Genomic DNA, 25770 nt, shown 5'->3' with positions numbered 1-25770 from the left:
ATGGGAATCCGACTCGGCTGCATCGCCGACGACTTCACCGGCGCCACGGACCTGGCGAACAACCTCGTACGCGCGGGCATGCGCGTGGTCCAGCTGATCGGCGTACCGGACGACGGCGACGAGCGCGCCCGCCGCGAGGCCCGCGACGCGGACGCCGTGGTCGTCGCGCTCAAGTCGCGCACCGTGCCGGCCGCCGACGCCGTCGAGGCCTCGCTGAAGTCCCTGGCCTGGCTGCGCGCCATGGGCGCGGAGCAGATCTACTTCAAGTACTGCTCGACCTTCGACTCGACGCCGGCCGGCAACATCGGACCGGTCACCGAGGCCCTGATGGACGCGCTCGGCACCGACTTCACGGTCGCCACCCCCGCCTTCCCCGACAACGGACGCACGGTCTTCAAGGGCCACCTGTTCGTGGGGGACGTGCTGCTCGGCGAGAGCGGCATGCGGCACCACCCGCTCACCCCCATGACCGACTCCGACCTGGTGTCGGTCCTCGGCACGCAGACCAAGCGCCCCGTCGGCCTCATCGACCACACGGCCGTCGCCCGGGGCGCGGAGGCCGTCCGGGACCGCGTCGCCGGACTGCGCGAGCAGGGCACCGGGATCGCCATCGTGGACGCCGTCTCCAACGACGACCTCGTGACCCTCGGCGAGGCCGTCCGGGACCTTCCCCTGGTGACCGCCGGCTCGGGGCTGGCCATCGGGCTCCCCGCGAACTGGGGGTTCGAGCCGTCCCCGGCCGCCGCGCAGCTGCCGCCGGCCGGCGGGCACCGGGCCGTGGTCTCCGGGTCCGTCTCCGCCGCCACCAACCGGCAGGTCCGCGAGTTCCTGGACACCGGCCGGCCCGCCTACCGCGTGGACCCGCTGCGCGTCGCGGCCGGTGAGGACGTGGCCGGCGAGGCCCTGGCCTTCGCCGGTGCCCACCTCGCCGACGGGCCCGTCCTCGTCTACTCCACCGAGGACCCCGACGCCGTGCGCGACGTCCAGGGCAGGCTCGGCGCGGCCGAGGCCGGCGAACTGGTCGAGCGGACCCTCGCCCGGGTGGCGCGCGGACTCGTCGAGCGCGGAGTGCGCCGGCTCGTCGTCGCGGGCGGCGAGACCTCGGGCGCGGTCGTCCAGGCCCTCGGTCTCACCGGGCTCAGGATCGGGCCGCAGATCGACCCCGGCGTGCCCTGGTGCGCGGCCGTACTGCCGGACGAGGCCACCCGGCCCGGCGCGGACACCCGGCCCGGCGCGGGGGCACGGCCCGGCGAGGACGACCGGTCCGGCGGGGACACGCTCCACATCACGCTGAAGTCCGGGAACTTCGGCGGTCCCGGCTTCTTCTCCGACGCGTTCACCCTGCTGGAGACGTCATGACCGGCCCCGGCACCGCGGTGGAGGAGGCGCGGCGCGAGATCGTACGGGTGGGCACGAGCCTGTTCGCCCGCGGGTACGTCCACGCCAGCGCCGGCAACATCAGTGCCAGGGTGCCCGACGGCCACCTGATCACCCCGACCGACGCCGCCCTCGGCTTCCTCGAACCCGGCAGGCTCGCCCTCGTCGGCGCGGACGGCGAGCAGATCGCGGGCGACCGCGCCAGCAAGACCCTGACGCTCCACCGGCGCATCTACGAGGCCGATCCCAGCGCCCGCTTCGTCGTCCACACCCACTCCACCCACCTGGTCGGGCTCACCCTGGCCGGTGTGTGGAGCGCGGACGACGTCCTTCCGCCGATCACGCCGTACTACGTGATGAAGGTCGGGCACGTGCCCCTCGTCCCCTACCACCGGCCCGGCGACCCGCGCGTGGCCGATCTGGTGGCCGAACGCATCGCCGCGGGCGCGGCGAACGGCACGCCCGTCAGGGCCGTGCTGCTGGACCGGCTGGGCCCCGTGGTCTGGGGGCCCGACGCGGCCGCCGCCCTGGCGGTCCTGGAGGAACTGGAGGAGACGGCCCGCCTGTGGCTCCTCACCGGCCGGCGGCCCGAACCGCTCCCCGCCCCCGCCCTCGCCGAACTGCGTGACGTGTTCGGCGCCGCCTGGTGACCCGCCAGGTCCCAGGACTCACCTGTCCGGGCCCGGCCCCCATCGGCCCGGCCGCCATCGGCCCGGCCTCCACCGGCCCGGCTTGCCGGACCACCGGTCCCGCCCGCGTCGCCTGCCGGTGACGCACCTCCCCGTCCCCCGTTCCCGACCCCGCCGTACTGCCGTCCCCGTCTGACAATCCCTCCGAGCCGCTCCAAGGATTCGTCATGTCTCTCCCCGCGGTCGCCACCGAAGCCGACCTCACCCGCGAGAACGCCGTCTTCCGCAAGGTCGTCCGGCACATCGTCCCCTTCCTCGTCCTCTGCTACATCGTCTCCTACCTCGACCGCGTCAACGTCGGCTTCGCCAAGCTGCAGATGTCCGACGACCTCGGGTTCAGCGAGGCGTCGTACGGCCTCGGCGCCGGACTGTTCTTCATCGGGTACTTCCTCTTCGAGGTCCCCTCGAACCTGCTGCTCCAGCGCGTCGGCGCCCGCACCTGGATCGCCCGGATCATGATCAGCTGGGGTGTGGTCTCGGCGGCGTTCGTGTTCGTCACCGGCGAGAAGACCTTCTACGTGCTCCGGTTCCTGCTCGGCGCGGCCGAGGCGGGCTTCTACCCCGGAGTCATCCTCTACTGCACCTACTGGTTCCCCTCCTACCGCCGGGCCCGCGTCATCGCGATGTTCATGTCGGCCATCCCCGTGGCGGGCATCTTCGGCAACCCGCTCTCCGGCTGGATCCTGGACGCGTTCCACGGCGTGGGCGGCTGGCAGGGCTGGCAGTGGATGTTCGCGCTGGAGGCGGTCCCCGCGCTCATCGTCGGCGTGGCCACGCTGTTCTACCTCGACAACGGTGTGCGCGACGCGAAGTGGCTCAGCGACGAGGAGAAGGACGTCATCGAGCGGGCGCTCGCCGAGGACGCCCCGCAGCAGGCGGCGCACGGCAAGGTCCGGGACGGCTTCCGCGATCCCAAGGTGTGGCTGATGAGCCTCATCTACTTCTGCTTCATCATGGGCCAGTACGCGCTGACGTTCTGGATGCCCACCTTCGTCGAATCCACCGGCATCAAGGGCAACTTCGCGATCGGTGTGCTCAGCGCGGTGCCGTTCCTCGCCGCCCTCGTCGCGATGAACCTGTTCGGCCGCTCCGCCGACCGGCGCCGCGAACGCCGCTGGCACCTGGTGGTCCCCAGCCTCATGGGCGCCGTCGGCTTCTCGCTCGCCGCCTCCTGGTCCGGCTCGACCGCGCTGTCCCTGATCGCGCTGTCCTTCGCCGCCGCCGGTGTGCTCACCTGCGCCCCGCTCTTCTGGTCGCTGCCCACCGCCTTCCTCAGCGGCACCGCCGCCGCGGCCGGCCTCGCGGTCATCAACTCGGTCGGAAACCTGGCCGGGTTCGCCAGCCCGTACATGATCGGCGCCCTCAAGGACAGCACCGGATCGGCCTCGATACCGATGTACGTCCTGGCGCTCAGCCTCGTCGTCGGAGCCGCCGCCGTACTCGCCACCAAGAAGGACGTCGTCAACCGCTGACCGGCGTCGGCGGCGGGACCGGATGTGCGGATCCGGTCCCGTCGCACCCCCAGCAGTCACAGGAGTCACCATGCCGAGGTTCGCAGCGAACCTGTCCATGATGTACACGGAACACCCTTTCCCGGCCCGCTTCGCCGCGGCCTCGGCCGACGGGTTCGAAGCCGTCGAGTACCTCTTCCCCTACGCGTACGAAGCCGCCGCCCTGCGCCGCCTGCTCGACGAACACGGCCTGCGGCAGGTGCTGTTCAACGCACCGCCCGGCGACTGGGACGCGGGGGAGCGCGGGACCGCCGCCCTGCCCGGACGCGAGGCGGAGACGCGCGCCGGCGTCGAGCGCGCGCTGGAGTACGCGGCCGCCCTCGGCTGCCCCCGGGTGCACGTGATGGCCGGGCTGGTCCCGGCCGGCACCACCGCCGCCGAGGCGGCCCGGTACCGCGACACCTACCTCGCCAATCTCGCCTGGGCCGCCGAGCGGGCCGCCGCGGCCGGCGTGGACATCCTGATCGAGCCCATCAACCACCGTGACATGCCGGGCTACTTCCTGCACCGGCAGGCCGAAGCCCACGCGATCGTCCGGGAGCTGGGCACGACCGCGCTCGGAGTCCAGCTCGACCTCTACCACTGCCAGATCACCGAGGGCGACCTGACCACGACCCTGCGCCGCGACCTGCCGACCGGCCGGGTCGGCCATCTGCAGATCGCGGGCGTGCCCGACCGGCACGAACCCGACACGGGCGAACTGGACATCCGCCATCTCTTCGACGTGATCGACGAGTTGGACTTCGAGGGGTGGATCGGCTGCGAATACCGCCCCCGCGCCGGCACGAGCGAGGGGCTCGGCTGGTTCGACGACTACCGAGGAGCACACGCATGAGGATCGTCATCACCGGAGGCTTCGGCTTCCTGGGCCGCCAGGTCGCCGAACGCCTCCTGGAGAAGCGGACGTTCCGCGGCGCGCCGCTCGGCCGGCTCGTGCTCGCCGACCTGTTCGTCCCCGAGGACCCGCCGCTCGGCGCCGACCCGCTCGTGGACGTCGTACAGGGCGACCTGACCGCACGCCTCGGCGAGCTGTTCGCCGAGCCCGTGGACGCGGTGATCCACCTCGCGTCCGCCGTGTCGGCCGAGTGCGAGGCCGACTTCGACCTCGGCATGGGCGCCAACGTGGACACCACCCGCGCCCTGCTCGAAGCCGCCCGCGCCCAGGCCGCGGCCGGCGGCCCGCTGGTGCGGCTGCTGTTCTCCAGCAGCGTCGCCGTCTACGGCTCCGACCCCGCGCTGCCCCTGCCCGAGGTGGTCAGCGAGGCCACCCTGCCGACCCCCCGGTCCAGCTACGGCGTGCAGAAGCACGTCTGCGAGCAACTGGTCGCCGAGTACACCCGCCGCGGCTTCCTGGACGGCCGTGTCGCCCGCCTGATGACCGTGTCCGTGCGGCCCGGCAGGCCCAACGCCGCCGCGTCCGGCTTCCTGTCCGGGATCATCCGCGAGCCGCTGGCCGGCCTCCCCGCCGTCTGCCCCGTCGACCCCGCGCTGCGCGTCGCCCTGGCCTCGCCCCGCCGCACGGTCGAGGGCATCCTCAAGGTCGCCGAGCTGGAGCGCGGCGGCGCCCCCGGCCTGCTCGACGGGCTGATCCCGGTCAACCTGCCGGCGCTCACCGTCACGGTCGCCGAGATGCTGGACACGCTGCGCCGGGTCGCCGGTGACACCGCCGCCGACCTGGTGACGGTCGCGCCCGCGCCCGCCGTCGAGGCCATCGTGGGCTCCTGGCCCGCCCGCTTCGACAACGCGCGCGCCGCCGCGCTCGGACTGGCGGCCGACCCCGACTTCGAGTCCGTCGTACGGGACTACATCGCCGCCCACGGCGACGCCGTGTCCGCCGTCACCGCGCTCGAAGCCGGGCGCCCGAGCGTGGATCGATAGACTGAAAAGCATGTTTTCCAAGGTGAGCGGTCCCGTGCGGCTCGCGGACCGGGTCGCCGCGATTCTCGCGGAGGAGATCGAGTCCGGAGGGCTCGCCGAGGGCGACCGGCTGCCGACCGAGGTGGAGCTGGTCAAACAGCTCGGCGTCAGCCGGACGGTCGTCCGCGAGGCCGTGTCGCGGCTGCGCAACGCCGGTCTGGTCGAGCCGCGCCAGGGGCTCGGCGTCTTCGTGCTGCCCCGGCGCACGCGGCCGCTCGACCTGGAGGCGGAGTCCCCCGGCACCAGGTCCAAGGTGTTCCAGATCGTCGAGGTCCGCTCCGCCCTGGAGGGCGAGGCGGCCGCGCTGGCCGCCACCCGCGCCACCCCGGACGACCTCGCCCGGATGCGGCAGGCGCTGGACGCGCTGGACGCCGCGGTCGCGGCCGGCGGCGACGGCGTGGACGAGGATCTCGCCTTCCACCGCTCCATCGCCGAGTCCACCGGCAACGACGTCCTCGTCTCCACGGTGCGCTACCTCGGCGAGGTGGCCCGCGGCGGCATCCGCGTCACCCGTGCCAACGAGGCCCGGCGCGGCGACTTCATCGAGGCCGTACGGCTGGAGCACCACGCCATCCTCGCGGCCGTCGAGGCCCGCGACCCCGAGGGCGCGCACGCCGCGGCCCGCCGCCACATGCGGCACGCCGCGGCCAGGCTCCAGGACGCGGACGACGGCTTCTGGACGGAGAACGGCGACATCGACGTGGAGCTGGGCCCGAAGACCTGACCCGCCGTCCGGCACCGCCGGGTCAGTCCCAGCAGGCGGTGTCGCTGTCCGCCTCGGTGCCCACCGTCACCACGTAGACGACGCCGTTCCCCGCCCGGGGCGCGGAGACGAACCCGCGGGTGTCGAAGCCGATCTGGAACATCAGGTGCCGCCCCCGCGTGGTCCTCGTCCAGCAGGCGCCGTCCACGCTCGGGGGCGGTGCGTCGGGGTACGGATCGCGCCGGGCCCGCCAGCCCGCCGGGGCGGCCTTCTGCGCGTAGTGGGCGAGGACGTCCTCGGGCCTGCCCGGGAAGGCGTACACGCGGTCCGCGTGCAGCCACGCCGGACCACTGCTGTCGTCGTCGCACTCCGTCGTCACGCCCGCGTCGCGGTGGTCGGCGGGAGCGGTGGCGCGGGCGGGTGCCGCGTCGAACAGCGGGTCGGCCGCGAGCCGCGCGAGTTCGGCGTCCGCTTCCTTGTCCTCGCAGCTCAGGCCGCCGAAGACGGAGCATCCGCCGAGGAAGGCCGCGGGCAGCAGGAGGGACACCGCCAGTCCGAGACGGGCGCGCGTGGACGGTGGGCGGGCACGCGTGGACGGCGGGACGGGCGGCAACGGTCCTCCTGGGGTGGGGCGGACGAGGGCCGGACGAGCCCCCGCCCCGTCCGGTGGACGCCTCCGGTGCGCGGCCTTCGAGGCGGCAAGTGCCCCGCGTGCGTGGCGAGACGGCGTCACGTCATATCTGTGACGCATCTGTGGGGTCCGAGGTTGCGGCAGAGGCCGCCGCCGGGCGCTAGCGGGTCAGCGCCAGGGCGCCCACCGACGCCGCGACCGCGCACACCGCCAGTACCGCGCCGGTGCCCATCAGCCGGGCCACCGGCACCCGGACGCCGTACGCGTGGCAGCGCTCGTACCAGAGCAGGGTCGCCAGCGAGGCCCACGGTGTGATCACCGGGCCGGCGTTGACGCCGATCAGCAGGGCGAGGAGCTGGTCGTGGTTGGCGGCCGGGACGGCCGCCTCGCCGGCGAGGTAGACCGGGAGGTTGTTGAGCACGTTGGAGAGGCCGCCGCCGACCGCGGCCGCGCGGAAGAGGCCGAGGGTGTCGCCGTCACGGCCGATCGCCGCCGCGAGCAGCTCGTGCAGGCCGTGGGCGTTCACCGCCTCGACCACGAGGAACATGCCGGGGACCATCACCAGCAGCCGCCAGGGGATCAGGGAGATCCGCAGGGCGGCGCGGTCGCGGAGCGCGAAGGCCGCCACCACGACCGCCGCGGCCGTCGCGGAGGCCATCCACAGCGGCACGTCCGCCACCAGGATGGCGAGCAGGAAGCCGGCGCAGGCGAGCGCGCAGGCGCGGAAGAGCACCAGGTCGGCCGGGGCGGGCGGCTCCGGCGCCGTGTAGCGGGCCGCGCCGGTCCCGAGGGCCGTCGCGCCGCCGCCGGTGTCCGCTCCGGCGTCCGTGTCCGGCAGGCCGGGGGACTCGCGCCGGGCCGCGCGCCAGAAGAAGCACCACAGGCAGGCCATCGTCACCAGGACGGCCGCCAGCTGAGGAGCCCACATCCGCCCCGCCAGCTCCACGGGTGACAGCGCCACCCTGTTCGCGGCCAGCAGGTTCGTCAGGTTGGAGACGGGCAGCAGCAGACTCGCGGTGTTGGCCAGCCACACCGTCGTCATCGCCAGCGGCACAGGCGCGATGCCCACCCGGGTGGCGAGCGCCAGCATCACCGGGGTCAGCAGGACCGCGGTGGTGTCCAGGTTCAGGGCGATGGTGGTGACGGAGGCGAAGGCCACGCAGAGCAGGAAGAGGAGGGGATAGCTGCCCCGCCCGGCCCGGGCCATCCGTGCGGCCAGCACGTCGAACACCTGGGCCTGACTGGTCAGTTCGGCGAGCACGATCACGGTGGCCAGGAACGCCAGCAGCGGGGCGATCCGGGCCATCGCGTCGGAGGCCTGCGCCGTGGGCAGCACACCGGTCGCGACGCAGAGCAGCCCGATGGCCAGCAGGCCGATCGCCACCCTGTCGAGAACATGCAGACGGAGAAAGAAACGCACGCTGGGAAGGGTCGCACACGGGCGCCCGCACCGGGCCGGGGGAGCGGGGGAGCCGGGGCGGGGTGCCGGGAGCGGGGCGTCGGCGGACGAGGTGGCCGGAAAGGTTTTTGAACGCGTTCAATTGAAGGCGTACGCTCCTGTCCATGAGCGAAAGAGCCGCCCTGCTCAAGGGCATTCGCGTCTGGCTGGCCTTCTTCGTCGTGTGTCTCGCGCTCAGCGGGGCCACCGCCTTCCCGCTCGTCCACGAACTGCGCTGGACCGAGAGCGCGTTGCGCGCGATGTCCGCACCCGACCACCTGCCCGGGCTCATGGCCTGGATCACCCGGGTGCGCGAGGGCCTCGACACCGCCGACACCGACTACCCGTTCGTGCTCTACGGCACCGACTGGCTGGCGTTCGCGCACCTCGTCATCGCGGTCGCCTTCTACGGCCCCTACCGCGACCCGGTCCGCAACATCTGGGTCGTCGAGTTCGGCATGATCGCCTGCGCCGGCATCATCCCGCTCGCGTTGATCTGCGGACCCGTCCGCGGCATCCCCTTCTGGTGGAGCCTGATCGACATGTCCTTCGGGGTGTTCGGGATCGTGCCCCTGTACGTCGTACGCGAGAAGATCAAGCGCCTGGAGGCCTACGGCACGCCGGCGAGCGCCGTGGCCTCCACCGCTTGAACGCGACGCGGCTCCGGCTCGCCGGACCCGGGGGCACCCCTATCCGCGCTCGATGCGCTCCACCAGCTCCGCCGCCATCGACTTGATGGTCTCCAGGCCCTCGTGGCCCCAGGGGTGCGGGTCCTGGTCGACCGAGCAGATCGTGCCCAGCACCGTGCCCGTGCTGTCGATCAGCGGGGCCCCCAGGTAGGAGTGGATGCCGATCGCGTCGACGACGTGGTTCCCGGCGAAGCGCGGGAAGTCGCGGACGTCGTCCAGCACCAGGGCCTTGCGCCGCCTGACCACGTGCGGGCAGAAGCCGATGTCGAGGTCGCGCGGCATCACCCGGCCGGGCACCGGGTCCGCCAGCAGCGTGGAGTCCAGTTCCACGGTCATGTCGGAGACCGCGCTGTAGAGGCCGGCGAAGTACTGGCGGTTCTCGTCGACGAAGAAGTTGACGCCCGCGTAGCACCCGCCGGTACGCCTCGCCAGCTCGCGCGCGAACGCGTCGTACTCCGGGAGCGGCCGGTCCTCGATCCCCAGCTCCTTGAGCCGGCGTGCCCGGGCCTGGGCCTCGGGATCCTGCGGAGGGAGCAGGAGATGACGCATGCCTATCCCCGGCTCCCCTCCCGAGGGGGCTCTCGACACGCTCGCTGACATGGGCACTCCTTGACGTGGTCAGATGCTGGAAGTGATCAGGTGCTGCACGAGCGCGAGCAGGACCTGGATGCCGGAGCTCGACACGCGGGCGTCGCACAGCACCACCGGCACGCCGGGTTTGAGGTCCAGCGCGGCCCGCACCTCCTCCGGCGAGTAGGTGTGCGCCCCGTCGAACTCGTTGACCGCGACGACGAAGTCGATCCCGCGGCCCTCGAAGAAGTCGACCGCCGCGAAGGAGTGTTCCAGCCGCCGGGTGTCGGCGAGGACGACCGCGCCCAGCGCGCCGGCCGACATCTCGTCCCACAGGAACCAGAAGCGCTCCTGCCCGGGCGTGCCGAACAGATAGAGCACGTGGTCGGCGTCGAGGGTGATCCGCCCGAAGTCCATGGCCACCGTGGTGGTGGCCTTCTTCTCCACGCCGTCCAGCCGGTCCGTGGCGGCGCTGACCTCGGTCAGCAACTCCTCCGTGCTCAACGGGGGTATCTCGCTGACCGCTCCCACGAACGTGGTCTTGCCGACTCCGAAGCCACCGGCGACCAGAATCTTGATCCCCGTCGGCAGGGACCGGGCGCCGGAGGTCTCAGAGCCGCTTGAGGAGCCCATCCCGCAACGCCTCCAGAAGTTTCAGATCGGGGGCCGTGTTCGGTCCCCGCAGAGCCAGATCGAAAGGCCGCGCGGTGATCGCGCCGCGCTCGGCCAGGTCGGACAGCAGTACCTTGATCACCGTCGCCGGCATCCGGGTGAGACCCGCGATCTCAGCCACCGTCACCGGTGTCCGGCACAGGTCCAGCACCTGGCTGTGATCCAGGCCGAGGTCGTCGCGCAGCGCACCGCCGGTGGCCACCACCATGGTCATCAGGTCGAAGTGACGCGTGGGTTCGGTGCGTCCCTCGCTGACGGTGTACGGCCGGACCAGCCGCCCGACGGCATCGTCGAGCAGCGGCCTCTCCGGGTCCCCCGGCGCCTGGGGCATCGGTCACTGCTCCACCGACTGCCGTGGAGCGACCCCGAGGTGGCGGCGGACACCCTTGACCATCATGGTCATCTCGTAGCCGAGCACGGCCACGTCCGCGTCGGAGCCGGCCAGCACCGCGAGCAGGGCGCCCTGCCCGGCCGCGGAGACGAAGAGCAGCGAGTTGCTGAGCTCGGTCACGATCTGCCGTACGTCGCCGCCGTCGTCGAACTTCTTGCCCGCGCTGCGGGCCAGCGAGTACAGACCGCTGGACAGGGCGGCCAGGTGGTCCGCCGCGTCCGTGTCCAGGCCGTCCGCGGCCATCACGAGCCCGTCGGAGGACAGCAGCAGCGCGCTGCGCGTGTGCGGGACGCGCTGCAGGAGGCCGCTCAGCAGCCAGGAAAGATCTTCGCTCACCACGATCGCCTACTTCTTCTCGATGACGTACAACTGCTCGGGGTCGTCCGCGGTTCCGGACGCGTCCGCGGTCCCGCGGTCTTCCGCGGCCTCGGGCTCACGCCCAGCTTCGGGCCGACTCCCGGCTTCGGGCTGATCCCCGGCTTCGGGCTGACTGCCGGCTTCGGGCACGCTCCCGGCCTCGGGCGCGCCGGCGCCCTCGGACGCACCCGAGCCCTCGGGGCCTCGCGCGTCCCCGGGCGTACCCGCGTCTGCGGGGGCTGCGTCTGCCGGGGCCTCCGTGCCGGCGGGATCCTCGGCCCGGCGTACCCCGCTCCGGAAGGCCGCCATCAGGCCGGGATCGTGGTCGACGTCCGCCTCCGGCGTGTCCGGCGCGTCCGCGCGGGCGGCCTCCTGGCGGGCGGACTCCCGCAGTTCGGGTGCGAGGTTCTCCTGGCGCTGACGCTTGGGCAGCGAGGGGCGGCCGTCGTCCGTGTCACGGCTCGTCTCCTCGGACGCCGCGGCCCGCCGGGACGCCGGACGCGCGGGCGCGGGTGTCTCCCGGGCCGGAGCGTGCGCCGCCGGTTCCGTGCCGCGCGCCGACGCCGATGCCGATGATGCGGATGCGGATGCGGATGCGGATGCGGATGCGGATGCGGATGCGGATGCGGATGCGGGGGAGGGAGCGGGCGCGGGTGTCCTCGCGGACTCGGTGGCGGAGGCGTCCGCCTGTTCCTGCCGTGTCTCCGTCACCGCCGGCCGGCCGCCGATCAGTTCGGGCGGCAGCACGGCGACGGCCTGGGTGCCGCCGTACACGTTGTTCTGGAGCTGGACGACGATGCCGTGCCGCCGGGCGAGCGCGGAGACCACGTACAGGCCGATCCGGCCGTCCTTCAGGAGCTCGCCGAGCGCGACCCCGTCGGGCGCGGCGAGCAGGGCGTTCATCTGGTGGCGCTCGGCGGAGGTCATGCCCAGGCCGCGGTCCTCGACCTCGATCGCGAGCCCCGCCGGGACGTGTTCGGCGCGCAGCAGCACCTGGGTGTGCGGAGGAGAGAACACCGTGGCGTTCTCGACCAGTTCCGCCAGCAGGTGGACGACGTCGACGACCGCGTGCCCGTTCACCGTCCCCTCGACCGGGGGGACCATCTTGACCCGCGCGTAGTTCTCGACCTCGGCGGCGGCGGAGCGCATCACGTCGGCCATGCTGACCGGCCGCGTCCACATGCGGTGGGAGACCGCACCGCCGAGCACGGCCAGGTTCTCGGCGTAGCGGCGGATCCGGGTGGCCAGGTGGTCCACCCGGAACAGGCCCTTGAGCAGGTCGGGGTTCTCGACCTCGTTCTCCAGCTCGTCCAGCAGGCCGATCTCGCGGTGCACCAGCGATTCGAGCCTGCGCGCCATGTTGGCGAAGACCTCGAAGTTCCGCTCGTCGCGCGAAGGCGACCCCGGCGCGGCGAGGTCCCCGGTCCCTGCGCCGGGAGCAGGGGCGTGTACGGCGCCCGCGGTGGCCCGCTGGACCGACGCGATCTTGTCGCCCAGCCGGTCCAGCGCGTCCTCCGCCTGCTCCGGCAGCGCGCCGTCCGCGTTCCCGCGGCGCTCCAGCAGATCCTTGCTGCGGTCGAACTGCCGCCGGAGTTCGGCCAGTTCGGCCTGCCCGCGGGCCGCGAGCGCGCTCACCTCGGCATGCCGGTGGCCCAGGGCGCGTGCCTTCGTGACGGCCAGCAGCGCCGCGCTCGTCAGGATGCCGCAGACGATGAGCAGGGTGCCGGTGAGCAGGATCCAGAAGGCGCTTCCGCCGACACGGTCCGCCCCGACGTCGAAGAGCAGGGCGCCGGCCGCCGCTCCGGTGAGCGCGACCAGCACGGCGGGCAGCACCGCGAGGAGCACGATGTGGCGCACCGCGGCTCCGCCGCGCCCCGGCACGCCGCTCTCCGCCGCGTGCGCGTGCGGGGGGCCGACCGCCGTCGTCCCTTGCGGAGCGTGTGCGGGCAACGTCGAAGGTTCCTGCATCACAGTCCCTGGTTGCGTTTGGGCCGGCAGGCCAGAAGTGTGCGAGGCACGTTACAGGCAACGACTGTTCGCGTCACGAGCAGTTACGTCGTGGGCAATGGTTTATCAGATCGGGTGATCCCGGACCGAACCGCGTCTCCCGAGGGCACGACTGGTCCACCGTGTCCTCACCTGTGGTCCACGAAGGGACGCGCCCCGCCCGGCCGTATCGCCGGGACGCGTGCGCGGGGGGACGATGGAGGTGAGTGACGAAGGAGGTCCGACATGGGATCCGGAGCCTCGGACCGCGACACCTGGTACGCGCGCACGCCCTCGCAGGCCGAGGGAGAGCGCGACGAGGCGGGCGAACGCACGTCGGTCGAGTCGCACCCGGACGTCCTGAGGACCGAACCGTCCCAGGCGGAGGGCGAACGGACCGACGATCCGCGCACCGACCGCCCCCGCGGACGGTCGGCGAACGGATGACGGCCGGCTGACGACCCGTGGCGGCCGGGCGGGGGAGTGGGGTCCGACGGCCGTGACCGAGGGGCGGGACGGACGGCCGTGACCGGTGGGCCGTGCCCCGACGGCCGTGCCCGATGGCGATGCCCGACGGCCGTGACCGACGGCTGTGGCCGATGGCCGTCGCCGACGGCCCGGACGGGCCCCGCTGTGCTCCTACAGGCCCGCTTCCGTGCCCGTCTCCTTCGCGCGCAGTGCCCGCAGCGTGCCGACACGGTTCGTGGTGATGGAGTCGACGCCGAGGTCGAGCAGACGGCGCATGGAGCGACGGGTGTCCGGCGTCCACACCGACAGCAGGTAACCGGCGCGGTGGACGTGGGCCGCCAGGTCGCGGTCGACCAGGGAGAAGCGGTAGTTGAGCCAGCGCGGCCGCACCACGTCCAGCAGCGTGTGCCGGGGCGGGGCCAGCGTCGTACGCGTCAGGGCGATCTCGGCGGACGGGTCGGCCGCCCGGACGGCCAGCATGGCCTCCGCGCCCGCGCAGTAGTACACGCGGTCCCGGGCCCCGGCCTGCTGGACCACGTCCATGATCCGCTCGGCGGTGCGCCGGTCGACCGGGCCGCACAGGTCCGCCAGCACCCGCACGCCGTCCGTCGCGGCCAGCGCCTCTGCCAGGGTCGGCACCCCGCCGCCCGTGAGTCCGCGTACCTCCGCCGCCGACAGCGTGCGCAGCGGCCTGTCGACCTCCCACAGCCGCTTCAGCGTCTCGTCGTGCAGCAGCACGGGGACGCCGTCGCGGGTGAGCCGCACATCGATCTCGACCGCGTCCGCGCCCCGCGCGATGGCCGAACGCAGCGAGTCGAGGGTGTTCTCGCGGAAGCGGTAGGGGTCGCCGCGGTGGGCCACGGCAGTCACGGTCTGCATGGCCCCCATTCTTGCCGTACGGCCAGGGCCTTTCTTCCGGATCGGGCCGGGCCGGCCCCGCAGCGCCTCATCGCTCACCCGAGCGGGGTCCGGTGCGTGCGGCTGCGAGGCGGAGGAGCGCGCCGGCGCGGCGCGCCGGCAACGCCGTGGACGTGCGTGCCGGCCCCCGCGACCCCGGCGTGATCCGGAGGACAGGCCCTGGGTCAGCGGGCGAGCCTGCCGTTCGTGTACGTGTCGATCTCCGCGGCGATCCGGGCCTTGCCCGCCGTGTCCAGGAAGGACGCCTCGACGGCGTTCTTCGCCAGCGCGGCCACGCCCCGCTCGTCCAGGCCGAGCAGCCGGGCGGCCACCGCGTACTCGGAGTTCAGGTCGGTGCCGAACATCGGCGGGTCGTCGGAGTTGATCGTGACCAGCACGCCGGCGTCGACGAACGTCTTCAGCGGGTGCTCGTCGAGGGTGCGGACCGCGCGGGTGGCGATGTTCGAGGTCGGGCAGACCTCCAGCGCGATGCGGTGCTCGGCGAGGTGGGCGAGGAGCGCCGGGTCCTGGGCGGAACTGGTGCCGTGCCCGATGCGCTCGGCGCGCAGCTCCGTCAGCGCGTCCCACACCGTCTGCGGGCCGGTCGTCTCACCGGCGTGCGGGACGGAGTGCAGTCCGGCCGCGATGGCCCGGTCGAAGTAGGGCTTGAACTGCGGCCGGGGCACGCCGATCTCGGGGCCGCCGAGTCCGAAGGACACCAGGCCCTCCGGACGTATCCGGTCGTCGGTCGCCAGCCGGGCCGTCACCTCGGCGGACTCGAGTCCCGCCTCGCCCGGGATGTCGAAGCACCAGCGCAGTACGGTCCCGAACTCGGCCTCCGCCGCCTTGCGGGCGTCCTCGATGGCGTCCATGAACGCCTTCTCGTCGATGCCGCGCCGGACGGAGGAGTACGGGGTGATGGTCAGCTCGGCGTAGCGCACCTGCTGGCGCGCCAGGTCGCGGGCGACCTCGAACGTGAGCAGCCGTACGTCCTCCGGGGTGCGGATCAGGTCGACGACCGACAGGTACACCTGGATGAAGTGCGCGAAGTCGGTGAACGTGAAGTAGTCGGCCAGTGCCTCGGGGTCCGTCGGCACCTTCGAGTCGGGGTGCCGTGCGGCCAGCTCCGAGACGATGCGGGGGGACGCGGAACCCACGTGGTGCACGTGCAGCTCGGCCTTGGGCAGCCCGGCGATGAAGGCGTGCAGATCGTCGTGGGCCGGGCCGGCGGCGGGTACGCCTGCGGTCGCGGAGCTGAGCTCGGTCAAGGGGTCCTCCCCGGTGAACGGCACCCGTGGACTCGTGGTCCGGCAAGCGGGTGCGGGTGATCGGCTGATCGGATGACTCCCCAGCATCCTAGGCGCCCGGCGCCCGGCGCCCGGCGCCCGGCGCCCGGTGCCTAGGCGGCGGAGGCCCCGGTACCGGGCCTCCGGGGCGCGGAGAGCAGGCTTTAGCATGTCGGGACGGACGAGGGACGGGGATGGGGACATGACGGACGGGACACAGCCGGGCGCGGGCGAGGGGTTCGGCAATCCCTGGGCGCCGCCCGAGAGCAAGACCTCGCTGGAGAAGGGTGCCCAGCAGCCGCCGGTCCAGGACCGCATACCCGGGCAGCCCGTTCCGCAGGAGCAGCCGCCCGCGGCGCAGCAGCCGCCGGTGCCGCCCGCGGGGGTGCACGACCACCAGACCGTCACCTCCATGCCGGCCCCCGGCTTCGGCCCGCCCGCCGCGCCCCCGGCGCACGCGCCCGGTGGGGCCGCCGTACCGCCGCCGCCCGTCGCGCCCACCGGCCCCGGCATGGGCGCACCCGGCATGGGAGCCCCTGGCATGGGCGCACCCGGCATGGGAGTCCCCGGGGCGCCCGGCTACGGCTACCCCGCCTACCCGCAGGGCTACGGCTGGCCCGGCATGCAGGCGCCGCCGCGCAACAACATGGGCGTCGCCGCCATGGTGCTGGGCATCGTGTCCTGCTGCCTGTTCTGTGTCTACGGGGTGTTCTCGCTGGTGCTCGGCATCGTCGCCGTGGTCCTCGGCGTGAAGGCCAAGAAGCTGGCCGACCGCGGTGAGGCCACCAACCGGGGCCAGGCCCAGGCCGGCTTCATCACGGGCATCATCGGCATCGTCCTCGGCGTCGCGGTCATCACCCTGCTGATCGTCGCCTTCGCGATGGCGGCGACCCACAAGGACACGACGTTCGCGCCGTACGACAACCACGCTCCCGCCGCACCGGTGTCGGTGACGCGGGCCTGAGACCGGCCGCGCCCGGTCCGTACATCCGCCGCCCCGCTCACCCCCGGCCCCCCACGGCACGAGCGGGGCGGAGCCGTGTCCGCCCGCCGGAGTCCCGGTCGGCGCACGGTCCCGGCCCCGCCCCGACGGTTCCGGCGCCGCCCCGGCGGTCCCGGCCGCGGCAGACGGTTCCGCCCGCGCCGCCCGTGCCCGCCGGGTCTCACCCGCCTGCGCTGCCCCGGCCGTCCGGACCGCCTGCGCCGCTCCGGCCGCCTACGCCGTCCCGCCCGTGCCGGCCGTCTACGCCGTCGCGTCCGTGCCGGCCGTCTACGCCGTCGCGTCCGTGCCGGCCGCCTGCGCCGTCGCGAGCCGTTCCCGTGCTTCCATCAGCGCGAAGCCCAGCAGGTTGAGTCCCCGCCACCGCTCGGGATCCGACGCCGCCTCGTCGGAGGCGGCGAGGCCTATGCCCCACACCCGGTCCACGGGGCTCGCCTCCACCAGCACCCGCTCACCGGTGCCGAGCAGGAAGTCCCGGAGCGCGTCGTCCGCGGCGAACTTGTGCACGCTGCCCTCGACGACGATCCGGAAGCGCTCCCGCTCCCAGACCTCCTCGTCGAACCCCCGCACCAGCCGGCCGGCCTTCTTCGCCTCGGCGGGATGCGCCGCCGCGAGCACCCGGCGCTCGGCCTCCGGGTCCGCGAACAGCCGGGCCTTGCCGGCCATCATCCAGTGCTCGGCCGTCGCGTACTCCACGCCGTCCACCGTGAAGGGCGACGGCCACCACTGACTCAGGCAGCCCGCACCGGTCCGGCCGTCGGGCCGCGGGCGGTGCCCCCAGAAGTGCAGATACTTCAGGCGTCCGCCCCCGCGGACCTCCTCGACGAGCGTGCGCGTGTCCCTGATCCCCATGCACGCGAGTCTGGCAGGCGCCACTGACACTCCGTCCGTCCTTTTCCCGGCGGGCTCGACACCTGGTCGACAGATTCCGTCGCGTAACCAAAAGGCAACAACGGAATCACTTGTTGGCTCCCTATGCCTCTGTCAGGATCGGCACTCAAATCGAGCTGGAGCTACGCCACGACCCCTGGGACAGGGGGCCTGGCGGAGGAGAGCGACATGCACAATCCCGGCACCGCCCCCCAGGAACGATTCCCCGCACCGACCCTCTTCGCCGACGGCGCGCAGTTCATCGGGGGCCGCCTGACGAAGGGCACCTCGGGGCGCACCCACACCGTCGTCGACCCCGCGACCGGCGAGGCGGTGTACACCTACGAACTGGCCGGCGCCGACGACGTCGACGCGGCCGTCGCCGCCGCGCGCGCCGCCTTCCCCGCCTGGTCCGGCGCCACCCCGGGCGAGCGCTCCGACGCGCTGCACCGCTTCGCCGCCGTCCTCGCCGAGCGCGCCGAGGACTTCGCCCGCGCCGAGTCGCTCCAGTGCGGCAAGCCGCTCAAGCTCACCCGCGAGTTCGACGTGCCGGGCACCGTCGACAACACCGCCTTCTTCGCGGGCGCCGCCCGCCACCTCCAGGGGCAGTCCGCGGGGGAGTACTCCGGCGACCACACCTCGTACGTCCGCCGCGAGCCGATCGGTGTCGTCGGCTCCATCGCCCCCTGGAACTACCCCCTCCAGATGGCCGCCTGGAAGATCCTCCCGGCGATCGCCGCGGGCAACACGATCGTCCTGAAGCCCGCCGAACTGACCCCGCTGACCTCGCTGCTCTTCGCCCGGGCCGCCACGGACGCGGGCATCCCGGACGGTGTCGTCAACATCGTCAACGGCACCGGCAAGGAGGCGGGCGAGCACCTGGTCGCCCACCCCGACGTCGCCATGACCTCCTTCACCGGCTCCACCGCCGTCGGCAGGCGGGTCGCCGAGATCGCCACCGCCGGAGTCAAGCGCCTGCACCTGGAACTGGGCGGCAAGGCGCCCTTCCTCGTCTTCGACGACGCCGACCTGGACGCCGCGGTCAACGGAGCCGTGGCCGCCGCGCTCATCAACACCGGCCAGGACTGCACGGCCGCCACGCGCGCGTACGTGCAGCGCCCCCTGTACGAGGCCTTCGTCGAGCGGACCGCCGCGCTGATGGAGACGGTACGGCTCGGTGACCCCTTCGCCCCCGGCACCGACCTCGGACCGCTCGTCTCGCACGCCCACCGCGACCGCGTCGCCGCGTTCGTGGACCGGGCGCGCGGCTACGCGCGCGTGGTGACCGGGGGAGAGGTGCCGAAGGGGGAGCTGGAGAACGGCGCCTTCTATCCGCCGACCCTCGTCGCGGACGCGGCCCAGGACAGCGAGATCGTCCAGTGCGAGGTCTTCGGACCGGTGCTGGCGGTGCTCCCCTTCGACACCGACGACGAGGGCATCGGCCTGGCCAACGACACCCCGTACGGCCTGGCCGCCTCCGCCTGGACCGGGAACGTCTACCGCGCCAACCGGGCCACCCGCGAGATCAAGGCGGGCTGTGTGTGGATCAACGACCACATCCCGATCATCAGTGAGATGCCGCACGGCGGGTACGGCGCCTCCGGCTACGGCAAGGACATGTCGGCGTACTCGTTCGAGGAGTACACGCAGGTCAAGCATGTGATGTTCGACAACACGGCGGTGGCCCGCAAGGACTGGCACCGCACGGTCTTCGGCGACCGGTTCTAGGTACGCCTCTCCCCGCCCCCGGCGGACCCCCACGCCCGCGCCCCCCACGCGCACGCCCGGCACGCGTGCGGCCCCTCCGCCTCGCGGCCGCACGCACCGGACACCGTCGTCCCCGTCTCCGGGGCGCGGACGGCACCGCGGTCCGGCCCCGCCCCCCGCCAGAGCGACCCGTTCACCGACGAAAGGGCACCACGCGCATGGAGCAGTACGAGCCCGAACGCCCGACCCCTGCCCAGGTGGCCGCTCTGCGGCGCAGCCTGCGCAACGGGCGGGCCGCCATGTCCCGCCGTTCCCTGCTGCGCGCCTCCGCCGGCGGGGCGCTCGCCGCCGGCGGACTCGGGGCGCTGAGCGGCTGCGGCATCCCGGCGGCCGGACAGACCCGGGGCGGCCTGTCCGCCGAGGACCACTCGGCCAAGGAGAAGACGGTGCACTTCTCCAACTGGACCGAGTACATCGACATCGACGACAGCGGCAAGCATCACCCCACGCTCGACGTCTTCCGCCGGCGCACCGGCATCCAGGTCCAGTACACCGAGGACATCAACGACAACAACGAGTTCTTCGGCAAGATCAAGCCGCAGCTCGCCGCGGGCCAGGACACCGGCCGCGACCTCGTCGTCCTCACCGACTGGCTGGCCGCCCGGCTGATCCGCCTCGGCTGGGTGCAGAAGCTGGACCCCTCGAACCTGCCGCACGCCTTCGCCAACCTCTCGCCCCAGTTCCGCTCCCCCGACTGGGACCCGGGCCGCGCCTACTCCTACCCCTGGACCGGCATCCCGACCGTCATCGCCTACAACAAGAAGGCACTCGACGGCGTCGAGGTGAAGTCCGTCTCGGACCTCCTCGACAACCCGAAGCTCAAGGGCCGGGTCGGCTTCCTGTCAGAGATGCGCGACAGCGTCGGCATGACGCTGCTCGACATGGGCAAGGACCTCCGGACGTTCACCGACGACGACTTCGACGCGGCGATCGCCCGCATGCAGAAGGCCGTCGACAGCGGCCAGATCCGCCGCTTCACGGGCAACGACTACACCTCCGACCTCACCAAGGGCGACTTCGCGGCGTGTCTCGCCTGGGCCGGGGACGTCGTACAGCTCAAGGCGGACAGCAAGGACATCGACTACGTCATCCCGGACAGCGGATACCATTCTGCGACCGACAACCTGCTGATCCCCAACAGGGCGCGTCACAAGACGAACGCCGAGCGACTGATCGACTTCTACTACGAACCCGATCAGGCCGCCGCGCTCGCCGCCTACATCAACTACGTCACTCCGGTCGACGGTGTACGGCCGTACCTTGCGAAAATCGACAAGGCCGCGGCGGACAACCCGCTGATCGTGCCCGACAAGACCATGCAGGCGAAGTCCCATGCCTTCCGCTCCCTGAGCCAGAAGGAAGAGACGACATACGAAGAGAAGTTCGCGAAGCTCACAGGGGCGTGACGACGATGAAGACCACAGACAACGGCGGCGACGTCCGCCTCGCCGGGATCGGCAAGACCTACGGCTCCTTCACCGCCGTGCACCCGCTGGACCTGACCGTGCCGCAGGGCTCCTTCTTCGCGCTCCTCGGCGCCTCCGGCTGCGGCAAGACGACCACCCTGCGCATGATCGCCGGCCTGGAGGAACCTTCCTGCGGGACCGTGCACCTCGGCGACCAGGACGTCACCCACCTGCCGCCGTACAAGAGGCCGGTCAACACCGTCTTCCAGTCCTACGCCCTCTTCCCGCACCTCGACATCTACGAGAACGTCGCCTTCGGCCTGCGCCGGCGCGGCATCAAGAGCGTGAAGATGCAGGTCGAGGAGATGCTGGACCTCGTCCAGCTCGGTGAGCAGGCCCGCAAGAAGCCGCACCAGCTCTCCGGCGGCCAGCAGCAGCGCGTCGCCGTGGCCCGCGCCCTCATCAACCACCCCAAGGTGCTCCTCCTCGACGAGCCCCTCGGCGCCCTGGACCTGAAGCTGCGCCGCCAGATGCAGCTGGAGCTCAAGCGCATCCAGACCGAGGTCGGCATCACCTTCATCCACGTCACGCACGACCAGGAGGAGGCCATGACCATGGCCGACACGGTCGCCGTGATGAGCGCGGGCCGCGTCGAGCAGCTCGGCTCGCCCGCCGACCTCTACGAGAACCCGCGCACCACCTTCGTCGCCAACTTCCTCGGCACCTCCAACCTCGTCGAGGCCGAGATCGACAGCCGCAGCGGCGACGACCTCGTGCTGAAGGCGGGCGACGGCAGGCTCGTGCTGCCCGCGGCCCGCTGCGCGGCCCCGGCCGGGACCGGCGGCAAGGTGCTGGTCGGCATACGCCCCGAGAAGATAGCCCTCGCCCACGCCGACGACGCCGGCTCCGTCCCCGACGGACGCAACCGCCTCACCGGGACGATCGCCGACGCGAGCTTCATCGGCGTCTCCACCCAGTACGTGATCGACAGCCCCGTGGGCGGCGAGCTCGCGGTCTACGTCCAGAACGTCGACCGTGACGCCCGGCTCGTCCCCGGCGCCGAGGTCGTCCTGCACTGGAACCCCGCCCACACCTTCGGTCTCGACGCGGCCCAGTCCCCGGACGCGGGCACGGCGGCCGTCGAGGAGGAGGTGGCCGCCTGATGACGACGCTCACCGAGGCGCCCTCTCCGCCCGCCCCCGCAGAGGCGTCCGGAAAGCCGCCGCGCCGGCGCGGCCGCCTCACCCCGTACTGGCTGCTGCTGCCCGGCATCCTGTGGCTGCTCGTCTTCTTCGCGCTGCCGATGGTCTACCAGGCCTCCACCTCCGTGCAGACCGGCTCCCTGGAGCAGGGCTACAAGGTCACCTGGCACTTCGTGACCTACTGGGACGCGATCAGCGAGTACTGGCCGCAGTTCGTGCGCTCCGTGCTCTACGCGGCGGCCGCGACCGTGCTGTGCCTGCTGCTCGGCTACCCGCTGGCCTATCTGATCGCCTTCCGCGCGGGCCGCTGGCGGAACCTGATCATGGTCCTGGTGATCGCGCCGTTCTTCACCAGCTTCCTGATCCGCACGCTGGCCTGGAAGACGATCCTCGCGGACAACGGCCCGGTCGTGCACGCCCTGAACACCCTGCACGTGCTGGACCTCACCGACTGGATCGGCTGGACGGCCGGCGACCGCGTCCTCGCCACCCCGCTCGCGGTGGTGTGCGGACTGACGTACAACTTCCTGCCGTTCATGATCCTGCCGCTGTACACCTCGCTGGAGCGGATCGACGGCAGGCTGCACGAGGCGGCCGGCGACCTGTACGCGCGGCCCTGGACCACCTTCCGCAAGGTGACCTTCCCGCTGTCGATGCCCGGCGTCGTCTCCGGCACGCTGCTCACCTTCATCCCGGCGGCCGGTGACTACGTCAACGCCGAGCTGCTCGGCTCCACCGACACCCGCATGATCGGCAACGTCATCCAGACGCAGTTCCTGCGCATCCTGGACTACCCGACGGCCGCCGCGCTCTCCTTCATCCTCATGGCCGCCATCCTGGCCATGGTCACGGTCTACATCCGGCGGTCCGGCACGGAGGATCTGGTCTGATGCCCGTCGTCACATGGCTCAAGCGCCATCTCGTCGTCATCGCCGGACTGCTGACGCTCGGCTATCTCCTGCTGCCGAACGTCGTCGTCACGGTGTTCTCCTTCAACAAGCCCAAGGGGCGCTTCAACTACGAGTGGCAGCACTTCTCGGCCGCCGCGTGGAAGGACCCGTGCGGGGTCGCCGGCATGTGCGGCTCGCTGTCCCTCAGCCTCCAGATCGCCCTGTGGGCGACGATCGGGGCGACCGCGCTGGGCACGATGATCGCCTTCGCGCTGGTCCGCTACCGCTTCCGCGCGCGCGGCGCCGTCAACTCGCTGATCTTCCTGCCGATGGCGATGCCCGAGGTCGTCATGGCGGCCTCGCTGCTCACCCTGTTCCTCAACATGGGCGCGCAGCTCGGCTTCTGGACGATCCTGATCGCCCACATCATGTTCTGCCTCAGCTTCGTCGTCACCGCGGTCAAGGCGCGCGTGATGTCGATGGACCCGCGGCTGGAGGAGGCCGCCCGGGACCTGTACGCGGGCCCGGCGCAGACCTTCCTGCGGGTCACCCTGCCGATCGCGGCACCCGGCATCGCCGCGGGCGCGCTGCTGTCCTTCGCGCTCTCCTTCGACGACTTCATCATCACCAACTTCAACGCGGGCTCGACGGTCACCTTCCCCATGTTCGTGTGGGGCTCGGCGCAGCGCGGCACGCCCGTCCAGATCAATGTCATCGGCACGGCCATGTTCCTGGTCGCCGTACTGTTCGTCCTGGTCTCGATGCTGATCACCAACCGCCGGAACCACCACAAGGCGTAGACCCTCTGTAGGGAGTTGAAATCATGGCCCCTAGCGCCATGAGCCGTGGCACAGACAACTGGATCTCCTCTCTCTCCGAAGCCCAGCCGGTCCCGTACTGGCTGGAAGACCCCGGCAAGCCCCACCCCGAAGCCGCCCTGACCTCCGCCGAGACCTGCGATCTGCTGGTCGTCGGCGGCGGTTACAGCGGACTGTGGGCCGCGCTCAACGCCAAGGAGCGCGACCCGCGGCGGGACGTGGTCCTGCTGGAAGGCCGCGAGGTGGGCTGGGCCGCCTCGGGCCGCAACGGCGGCTTCTGCGCCGCCTCCCTCACACACGGCCTGCCCAACGGGCTCGCCCGCTGGCCCGGTGAGATCCACCGGCTCCAGGAGCTCGGCGCGCGCAACCTCGACGAGATCGAGGCCGCGCTCGCCCGGCACGGCATCGACTGCGACTTCGAGCGCACCGGTGAGATCGACGTCGCCACCGAGGCCTACCAGGCCTGGGAACTGCGCGACTGGCACCGCGAACTGGAGGACAAGGGCCTCGCCGGCGGAATGGAGTTCCTGGACGCCGAGGCCGTGCGCGAGCAGGTGGACTCGCCCACCTTCACCGCCGGCCTGTGGGACCGCCGGGGTGTCGCCATGCTGCACCCCGCCAAGCTCGCCTGGGGCCTGAAGCAGGCCTGCGTCCGGCTCGGGGTGCGGGTGTACGAGCACACACCCGCGCTCACCCTGACCCAGTACGGCCCCGGGATGTCCGTCCGCACCCCCTACGGGTCGGTCCGCGCCCGCAAGACCGTGCTCGCCACGAACGTCTTCCCCAGCCTGCTGCGCCGCGTGCGCTCCTACACCGTGCCGGTCTACGACTACGCGCTGATGACCGAGCCGCTCGACGCGGACCGGCTGGCCTCGCTCGGCTGGAAGAACCGCCAGGGCCTCGGGGACGCGGCCAACCAGTTCCACTACTTCCGGCTGTCGGCCGACAACCGGATCCTGTGGGGCGGCTACGACGCGATCCACCACTACGGCGGCCGGGTGCGCTCGGAGTACGACGACCGCCCGGAGACCTACGCCAAGCTCGCCGGGCACTTCTTCACCTGCTTCCCGCAGCTGGAGGGCGTCCGCTTCACGCACGCCTGGGGCGGCGCGATCGACACCTGCTCGCGTTTCTCGGCGTTCTTCGGCACCGCCCACCGGGGCAGGGTGGCGTACGCGGCGGGCTACACCGGCCTCGGCGTCGGCGCCACGCGCTTCGGGGCCGACGTGATGCTCGACCTGCTGGACGGGGAGCGCACCGAGCGGACGGAACTGGAGATGGTGCGCAGGAAGCCGCTGCCGTTCCCGCCGGAGCCGTTCGCCTGGACCGGGATCGCGCTCACCAAGTGGTCCCTGGCCCGCGCGGACGCCCACGCCGGCCGCCGCAACCTGTGGCTGCGGACGATGGACCGGCTGGGACTCGGCTTCGACAGCTGAGGCCCCCCGAGGTGGTGTGACCCAAGTCACGTCCAAGAAGTCCGGCAAACCCGCGTAATGCCCGCCGGAGACCTCCCTCTCTTCCTCTGGGGCGCGATCGGCGTCCACGGGAAAGGGAGGTCTCTCATGGCTGGTGCGAAGACGGCGGTCGAGTGGCTGGCATCCGTCGCACCGGATCCGGAGGCGTGCCGCTGGGAATGGGAGCGCAGCCCCCTCGGGGTGGCCCTGCTGCCCGCGGGCAAGGCCTGGGACGTGCTCATCCTGCCGGGCGGCCTCGGCTATCCCACGCTGGACGTGCTCACCCGCGTCCTCGACCAGCCCGGCCCGGTGCTGGCCGACTTCGGGGACAACCGGGTGGGCTTCTTCGTACCCCCGGGCACGGCGGCCCGCTGGCTCGGCACCGGCATCCGCACCGCCGGACCCGGCACCTGGATCGTGGTGCCGTACCCGGGCCGCGCCACCCAGGGCGTGCGCTGGCTGGTGCCCCCGGACGGCTCCGGCACCCTCACCGACCCGGCCCTCCTGGAGCTGGCGATGCACGAGGCGGCGGCGGGGCCGGCCGGGGGAGGCGAGCGGTGACGCCCGCCCGCGCTTGCGGAGGGAGAGGTGACGTCCGTGCCCGCGGTGAGGAGCAGTGACGTTCGTGCCCGCGGTAGGGGGCGGTGACGTTCGCGCCCTCGGCGGGCGTGAGCGGTGACGTCCGCGCCCGCGGCGGGCACGAGCGGCGGGGAGTCCGTGCCGCTGTGGCCCGGCGGCCGTCGCGCACCTTGACAACGGGATTGGTCTGGACCAAGTTGAA

Annotated in this window: 25 protein-coding genes and 1 pseudogene; 16 read left to right on the top strand and 10 right to left on the bottom strand. The window is 72.5% G+C overall.

Features of this window, described 5'->3' with window-relative positions:
- The 6 genes from otnK to ACIPRD_RS00385 all read left to right on the top strand — a co-directional run bounded on the left by otnK (position 1) and on the right by ACIPRD_RS00385 (position 6218).
- Complete coding sequence (gene otnK, locus ACIPRD_RS00410) at positions 1-1359, top strand: 3-oxo-tetronate kinase (protein ID WP_401558735.1); 1359 nt, start codon at positions 1-3, stop codon at positions 1357-1359.
- Positions 1356-2027 carry an aldolase gene (locus tag ACIPRD_RS00405; protein ID WP_401558732.1) on the top strand — a complete coding sequence of 224 codons (672 nt, stop codon included), beginning with the start codon at positions 1356-1358 and terminating at the stop codon, positions 2025-2027. Before otnK ends, ACIPRD_RS00405 begins: the two co-directional genes overlap by 4 nt.
- 206 nt (positions 2028-2233) lie before the next feature.
- Complete coding sequence (locus ACIPRD_RS00400) at positions 2234-3538, top strand: MFS transporter (RefSeq protein ID WP_401558729.1); 1305 nt, start codon at positions 2234-2236, stop codon at positions 3536-3538.
- Positions 3539-3608: 70 nt separating this feature from the next.
- The gene (otnI, locus tag ACIPRD_RS00395) at positions 3609-4412 is read left to right on the top strand and encodes a 2-oxo-tetronate isomerase (protein WP_401558726.1); all 804 of its coding nucleotides are present in this window, start codon (positions 3609-3611) and stop codon (positions 4410-4412) included.
- Positions 4409-5455, top strand: coding sequence for a D-erythronate dehydrogenase (gene denD / locus ACIPRD_RS00390; protein WP_401558723.1), 1047 nt, complete (start codon positions 4409-4411; stop codon positions 5453-5455). Before otnI ends, denD begins: the two co-directional genes overlap by 4 nt.
- Positions 5456-5465: 10 nt before the next feature.
- Complete coding sequence (locus tag ACIPRD_RS00385) at positions 5466-6218, top strand: FadR/GntR family transcriptional regulator (protein ID WP_401558720.1); 753 nt, start codon at positions 5466-5468, stop codon at positions 6216-6218.
- A gap of 22 nt (positions 6219-6240) precedes the next feature.
- Here ACIPRD_RS00385 and ACIPRD_RS00380 read toward each other — a convergent pair whose 3' ends face one another.
- Both ACIPRD_RS00380 and ACIPRD_RS00375 read right to left on the bottom strand, forming a co-directional pair.
- Positions 6241-6744 carry a hypothetical protein gene (locus ACIPRD_RS00380; protein WP_356404288.1) on the bottom strand — a complete coding sequence of 168 codons (504 nt, stop codon included), beginning with the start codon at positions 6742-6744 and terminating at the stop codon, positions 6241-6243.
- 244 nt (positions 6745-6988) lie between these two features.
- Positions 6989-8248 carry an SLC13 family permease gene (locus ACIPRD_RS00375; RefSeq protein ID WP_401558718.1) on the bottom strand — a complete coding sequence of 420 codons (1260 nt, stop codon included), beginning with the start codon at positions 8246-8248 and terminating at the stop codon, positions 6989-6991.
- Between the two features lie 143 nt (positions 8249-8391).
- Here ACIPRD_RS00375 and ACIPRD_RS00370 point away from each other — a divergent pair, with 143 nt between their 5' ends.
- On the top strand, positions 8392-8916 hold the full coding sequence (locus ACIPRD_RS00370; RefSeq protein ID WP_401558715.1) for a hypothetical protein: 525 nt from the start codon (positions 8392-8394) through the stop codon (positions 8914-8916).
- 39 nt (positions 8917-8955) lie between these two features.
- On the opposite strand, the gene ACIPRD_RS00365 is transcribed toward ACIPRD_RS00370, so the two are convergent.
- From ACIPRD_RS00365 to ACIPRD_RS00345, 5 genes are all read right to left on the bottom strand, one after another.
- Positions 8956-9504, bottom strand: a complete 549-nt coding sequence (locus tag ACIPRD_RS00365; protein ID WP_356404294.1) for a GAF domain-containing protein — start codon at positions 9502-9504, stop codon at positions 8956-8958.
- Between the two features lie 69 nt (positions 9505-9573).
- Positions 9574-10158, bottom strand: coding sequence for an ATP/GTP-binding protein (locus ACIPRD_RS00360; protein ID WP_356404296.1), 585 nt, complete (start codon positions 10156-10158; stop codon positions 9574-9576).
- The gene (locus ACIPRD_RS00355) at positions 10136-10528 is read right to left on the bottom strand and encodes a DUF742 domain-containing protein (protein ID WP_356404298.1); all 393 of its coding nucleotides are present in this window, start codon (positions 10526-10528) and stop codon (positions 10136-10138) included. The genes ACIPRD_RS00360 and ACIPRD_RS00355 overlap by 23 nt, the downstream gene beginning before the upstream one ends.
- A gap of 3 nt (positions 10529-10531) precedes the next feature.
- Complete coding sequence (locus tag ACIPRD_RS00350) at positions 10532-10927, bottom strand: roadblock/LC7 domain-containing protein (RefSeq protein WP_356404300.1); 396 nt, start codon at positions 10925-10927, stop codon at positions 10532-10534.
- A 6-nt stretch (positions 10928-10933) separates the two neighbouring features.
- A complete protein-coding gene (locus tag ACIPRD_RS00345; RefSeq protein WP_401558710.1) occupies positions 10934-12895 on the bottom strand; it encodes an ATP-binding protein in 1962 nt (653 codons plus the stop codon).
- 282 nt (positions 12896-13177) lie between these two features.
- Here ACIPRD_RS00345 and ACIPRD_RS00340 point away from each other — a divergent pair, with 282 nt between their 5' ends.
- Positions 13178-13378, top strand: coding sequence for a hypothetical protein (locus tag ACIPRD_RS00340; protein ID WP_356404304.1), 201 nt, complete (start codon positions 13178-13180; stop codon positions 13376-13378).
- A 192-nt stretch (positions 13379-13570) separates the two neighbouring features.
- Here the strand turns inward: ACIPRD_RS00340 and ACIPRD_RS00335 are convergent, their stop codons facing one another.
- Together ACIPRD_RS00335 and ACIPRD_RS00330 are read right to left on the bottom strand one after the other, a co-directional pair.
- Entirely contained in the window at positions 13571-14278 is a 708-nt protein-coding gene (locus tag ACIPRD_RS00335) for a glycerophosphodiester phosphodiesterase (RefSeq protein ID WP_401558707.1), read from the bottom strand.
- Between the two features lie 203 nt (positions 14279-14481).
- A pseudogene (locus ACIPRD_RS00330) lies at positions 14482-15610 on the bottom strand (adenosine deaminase).
- Positions 15611-15784: 174 nt separating this feature from the next.
- Here ACIPRD_RS00330 and ACIPRD_RS00325 point away from each other — a divergent pair.
- Positions 15785-16546 carry a DUF4190 domain-containing protein gene (locus tag ACIPRD_RS00325; RefSeq protein WP_401558705.1) on the top strand — a complete coding sequence of 254 codons (762 nt, stop codon included), beginning with the start codon at positions 15785-15787 and terminating at the stop codon, positions 16544-16546.
- A 306-nt stretch (positions 16547-16852) separates the two neighbouring features.
- Here the strand turns inward: ACIPRD_RS00325 and ACIPRD_RS00320 are convergent, their stop codons facing one another.
- Positions 16853-17434, bottom strand: a complete 582-nt coding sequence (locus tag ACIPRD_RS00320) for an NADAR family protein (protein ID WP_401558703.1) — start codon at positions 17432-17434, stop codon at positions 16853-16855.
- 207 nt (positions 17435-17641) lie between these two features.
- Here ACIPRD_RS00320 and ACIPRD_RS00315 point away from each other — a divergent pair, with 207 nt between their 5' ends.
- The 7 genes from ACIPRD_RS00315 to ACIPRD_RS00285 all read left to right on the top strand — a co-directional run bounded on the left by ACIPRD_RS00315 (position 17642) and on the right by ACIPRD_RS00285 (position 25550).
- On the top strand, positions 17642-19180 hold the full coding sequence (locus tag ACIPRD_RS00315) for a gamma-aminobutyraldehyde dehydrogenase (protein ID WP_401558700.1): 1539 nt from the start codon (positions 17642-17644) through the stop codon (positions 19178-19180).
- A gap of 197 nt (positions 19181-19377) precedes the next feature.
- Positions 19378-20625: a spermidine/putrescine ABC transporter substrate-binding protein gene (locus tag ACIPRD_RS00310; RefSeq protein WP_356404317.1), complete on the top strand. Its 1248-nt coding sequence runs from the start codon at positions 19378-19380 to the stop codon at positions 20623-20625.
- The gene (locus tag ACIPRD_RS00305) at positions 20622-21788 is read left to right on the top strand and encodes an ABC transporter ATP-binding protein (protein WP_401558697.1); all 1167 of its coding nucleotides are present in this window, start codon (positions 20622-20624) and stop codon (positions 21786-21788) included. The genes ACIPRD_RS00310 and ACIPRD_RS00305 overlap by 4 nt, the downstream gene beginning before the upstream one ends.
- The gene (locus ACIPRD_RS00300) at positions 21788-22717 is read left to right on the top strand and encodes an ABC transporter permease (protein ID WP_356404322.1); all 930 of its coding nucleotides are present in this window, start codon (positions 21788-21790) and stop codon (positions 22715-22717) included. Before ACIPRD_RS00305 ends, ACIPRD_RS00300 begins: the two co-directional genes overlap by 1 nt.
- The gene (locus tag ACIPRD_RS00295; RefSeq protein WP_356404325.1) at positions 22717-23517 is read left to right on the top strand and encodes an ABC transporter permease; all 801 of its coding nucleotides are present in this window, start codon (positions 22717-22719) and stop codon (positions 23515-23517) included. The genes ACIPRD_RS00300 and ACIPRD_RS00295 overlap by 1 nt, the downstream gene beginning before the upstream one ends.
- Before the next feature lie 23 nt (positions 23518-23540).
- Entirely contained in the window at positions 23541-24971 is a 1431-nt protein-coding gene (locus ACIPRD_RS00290; RefSeq protein ID WP_356404327.1) for an FAD-dependent oxidoreductase, read from the top strand.
- A 126-nt stretch (positions 24972-25097) separates the two neighbouring features.
- Positions 25098-25550 carry a hypothetical protein gene (locus tag ACIPRD_RS00285; RefSeq protein WP_401558694.1) on the top strand — a complete coding sequence of 151 codons (453 nt, stop codon included), beginning with the start codon at positions 25098-25100 and terminating at the stop codon, positions 25548-25550.
- Positions 25551-25770 lie beyond the last annotated feature (220 nt).

The sequence above is a fragment of the Streptomyces sp. NPDC090108 genome, from assembly GCF_044747185.1.
GTDB lineage: Bacteria > Actinomycetota > Actinomycetes > Streptomycetales > Streptomycetaceae > Streptomyces.
Note: the sequence above shows the minus strand (reverse complement) of the source record. Positions and strands in the feature narration are given on the sequence as shown.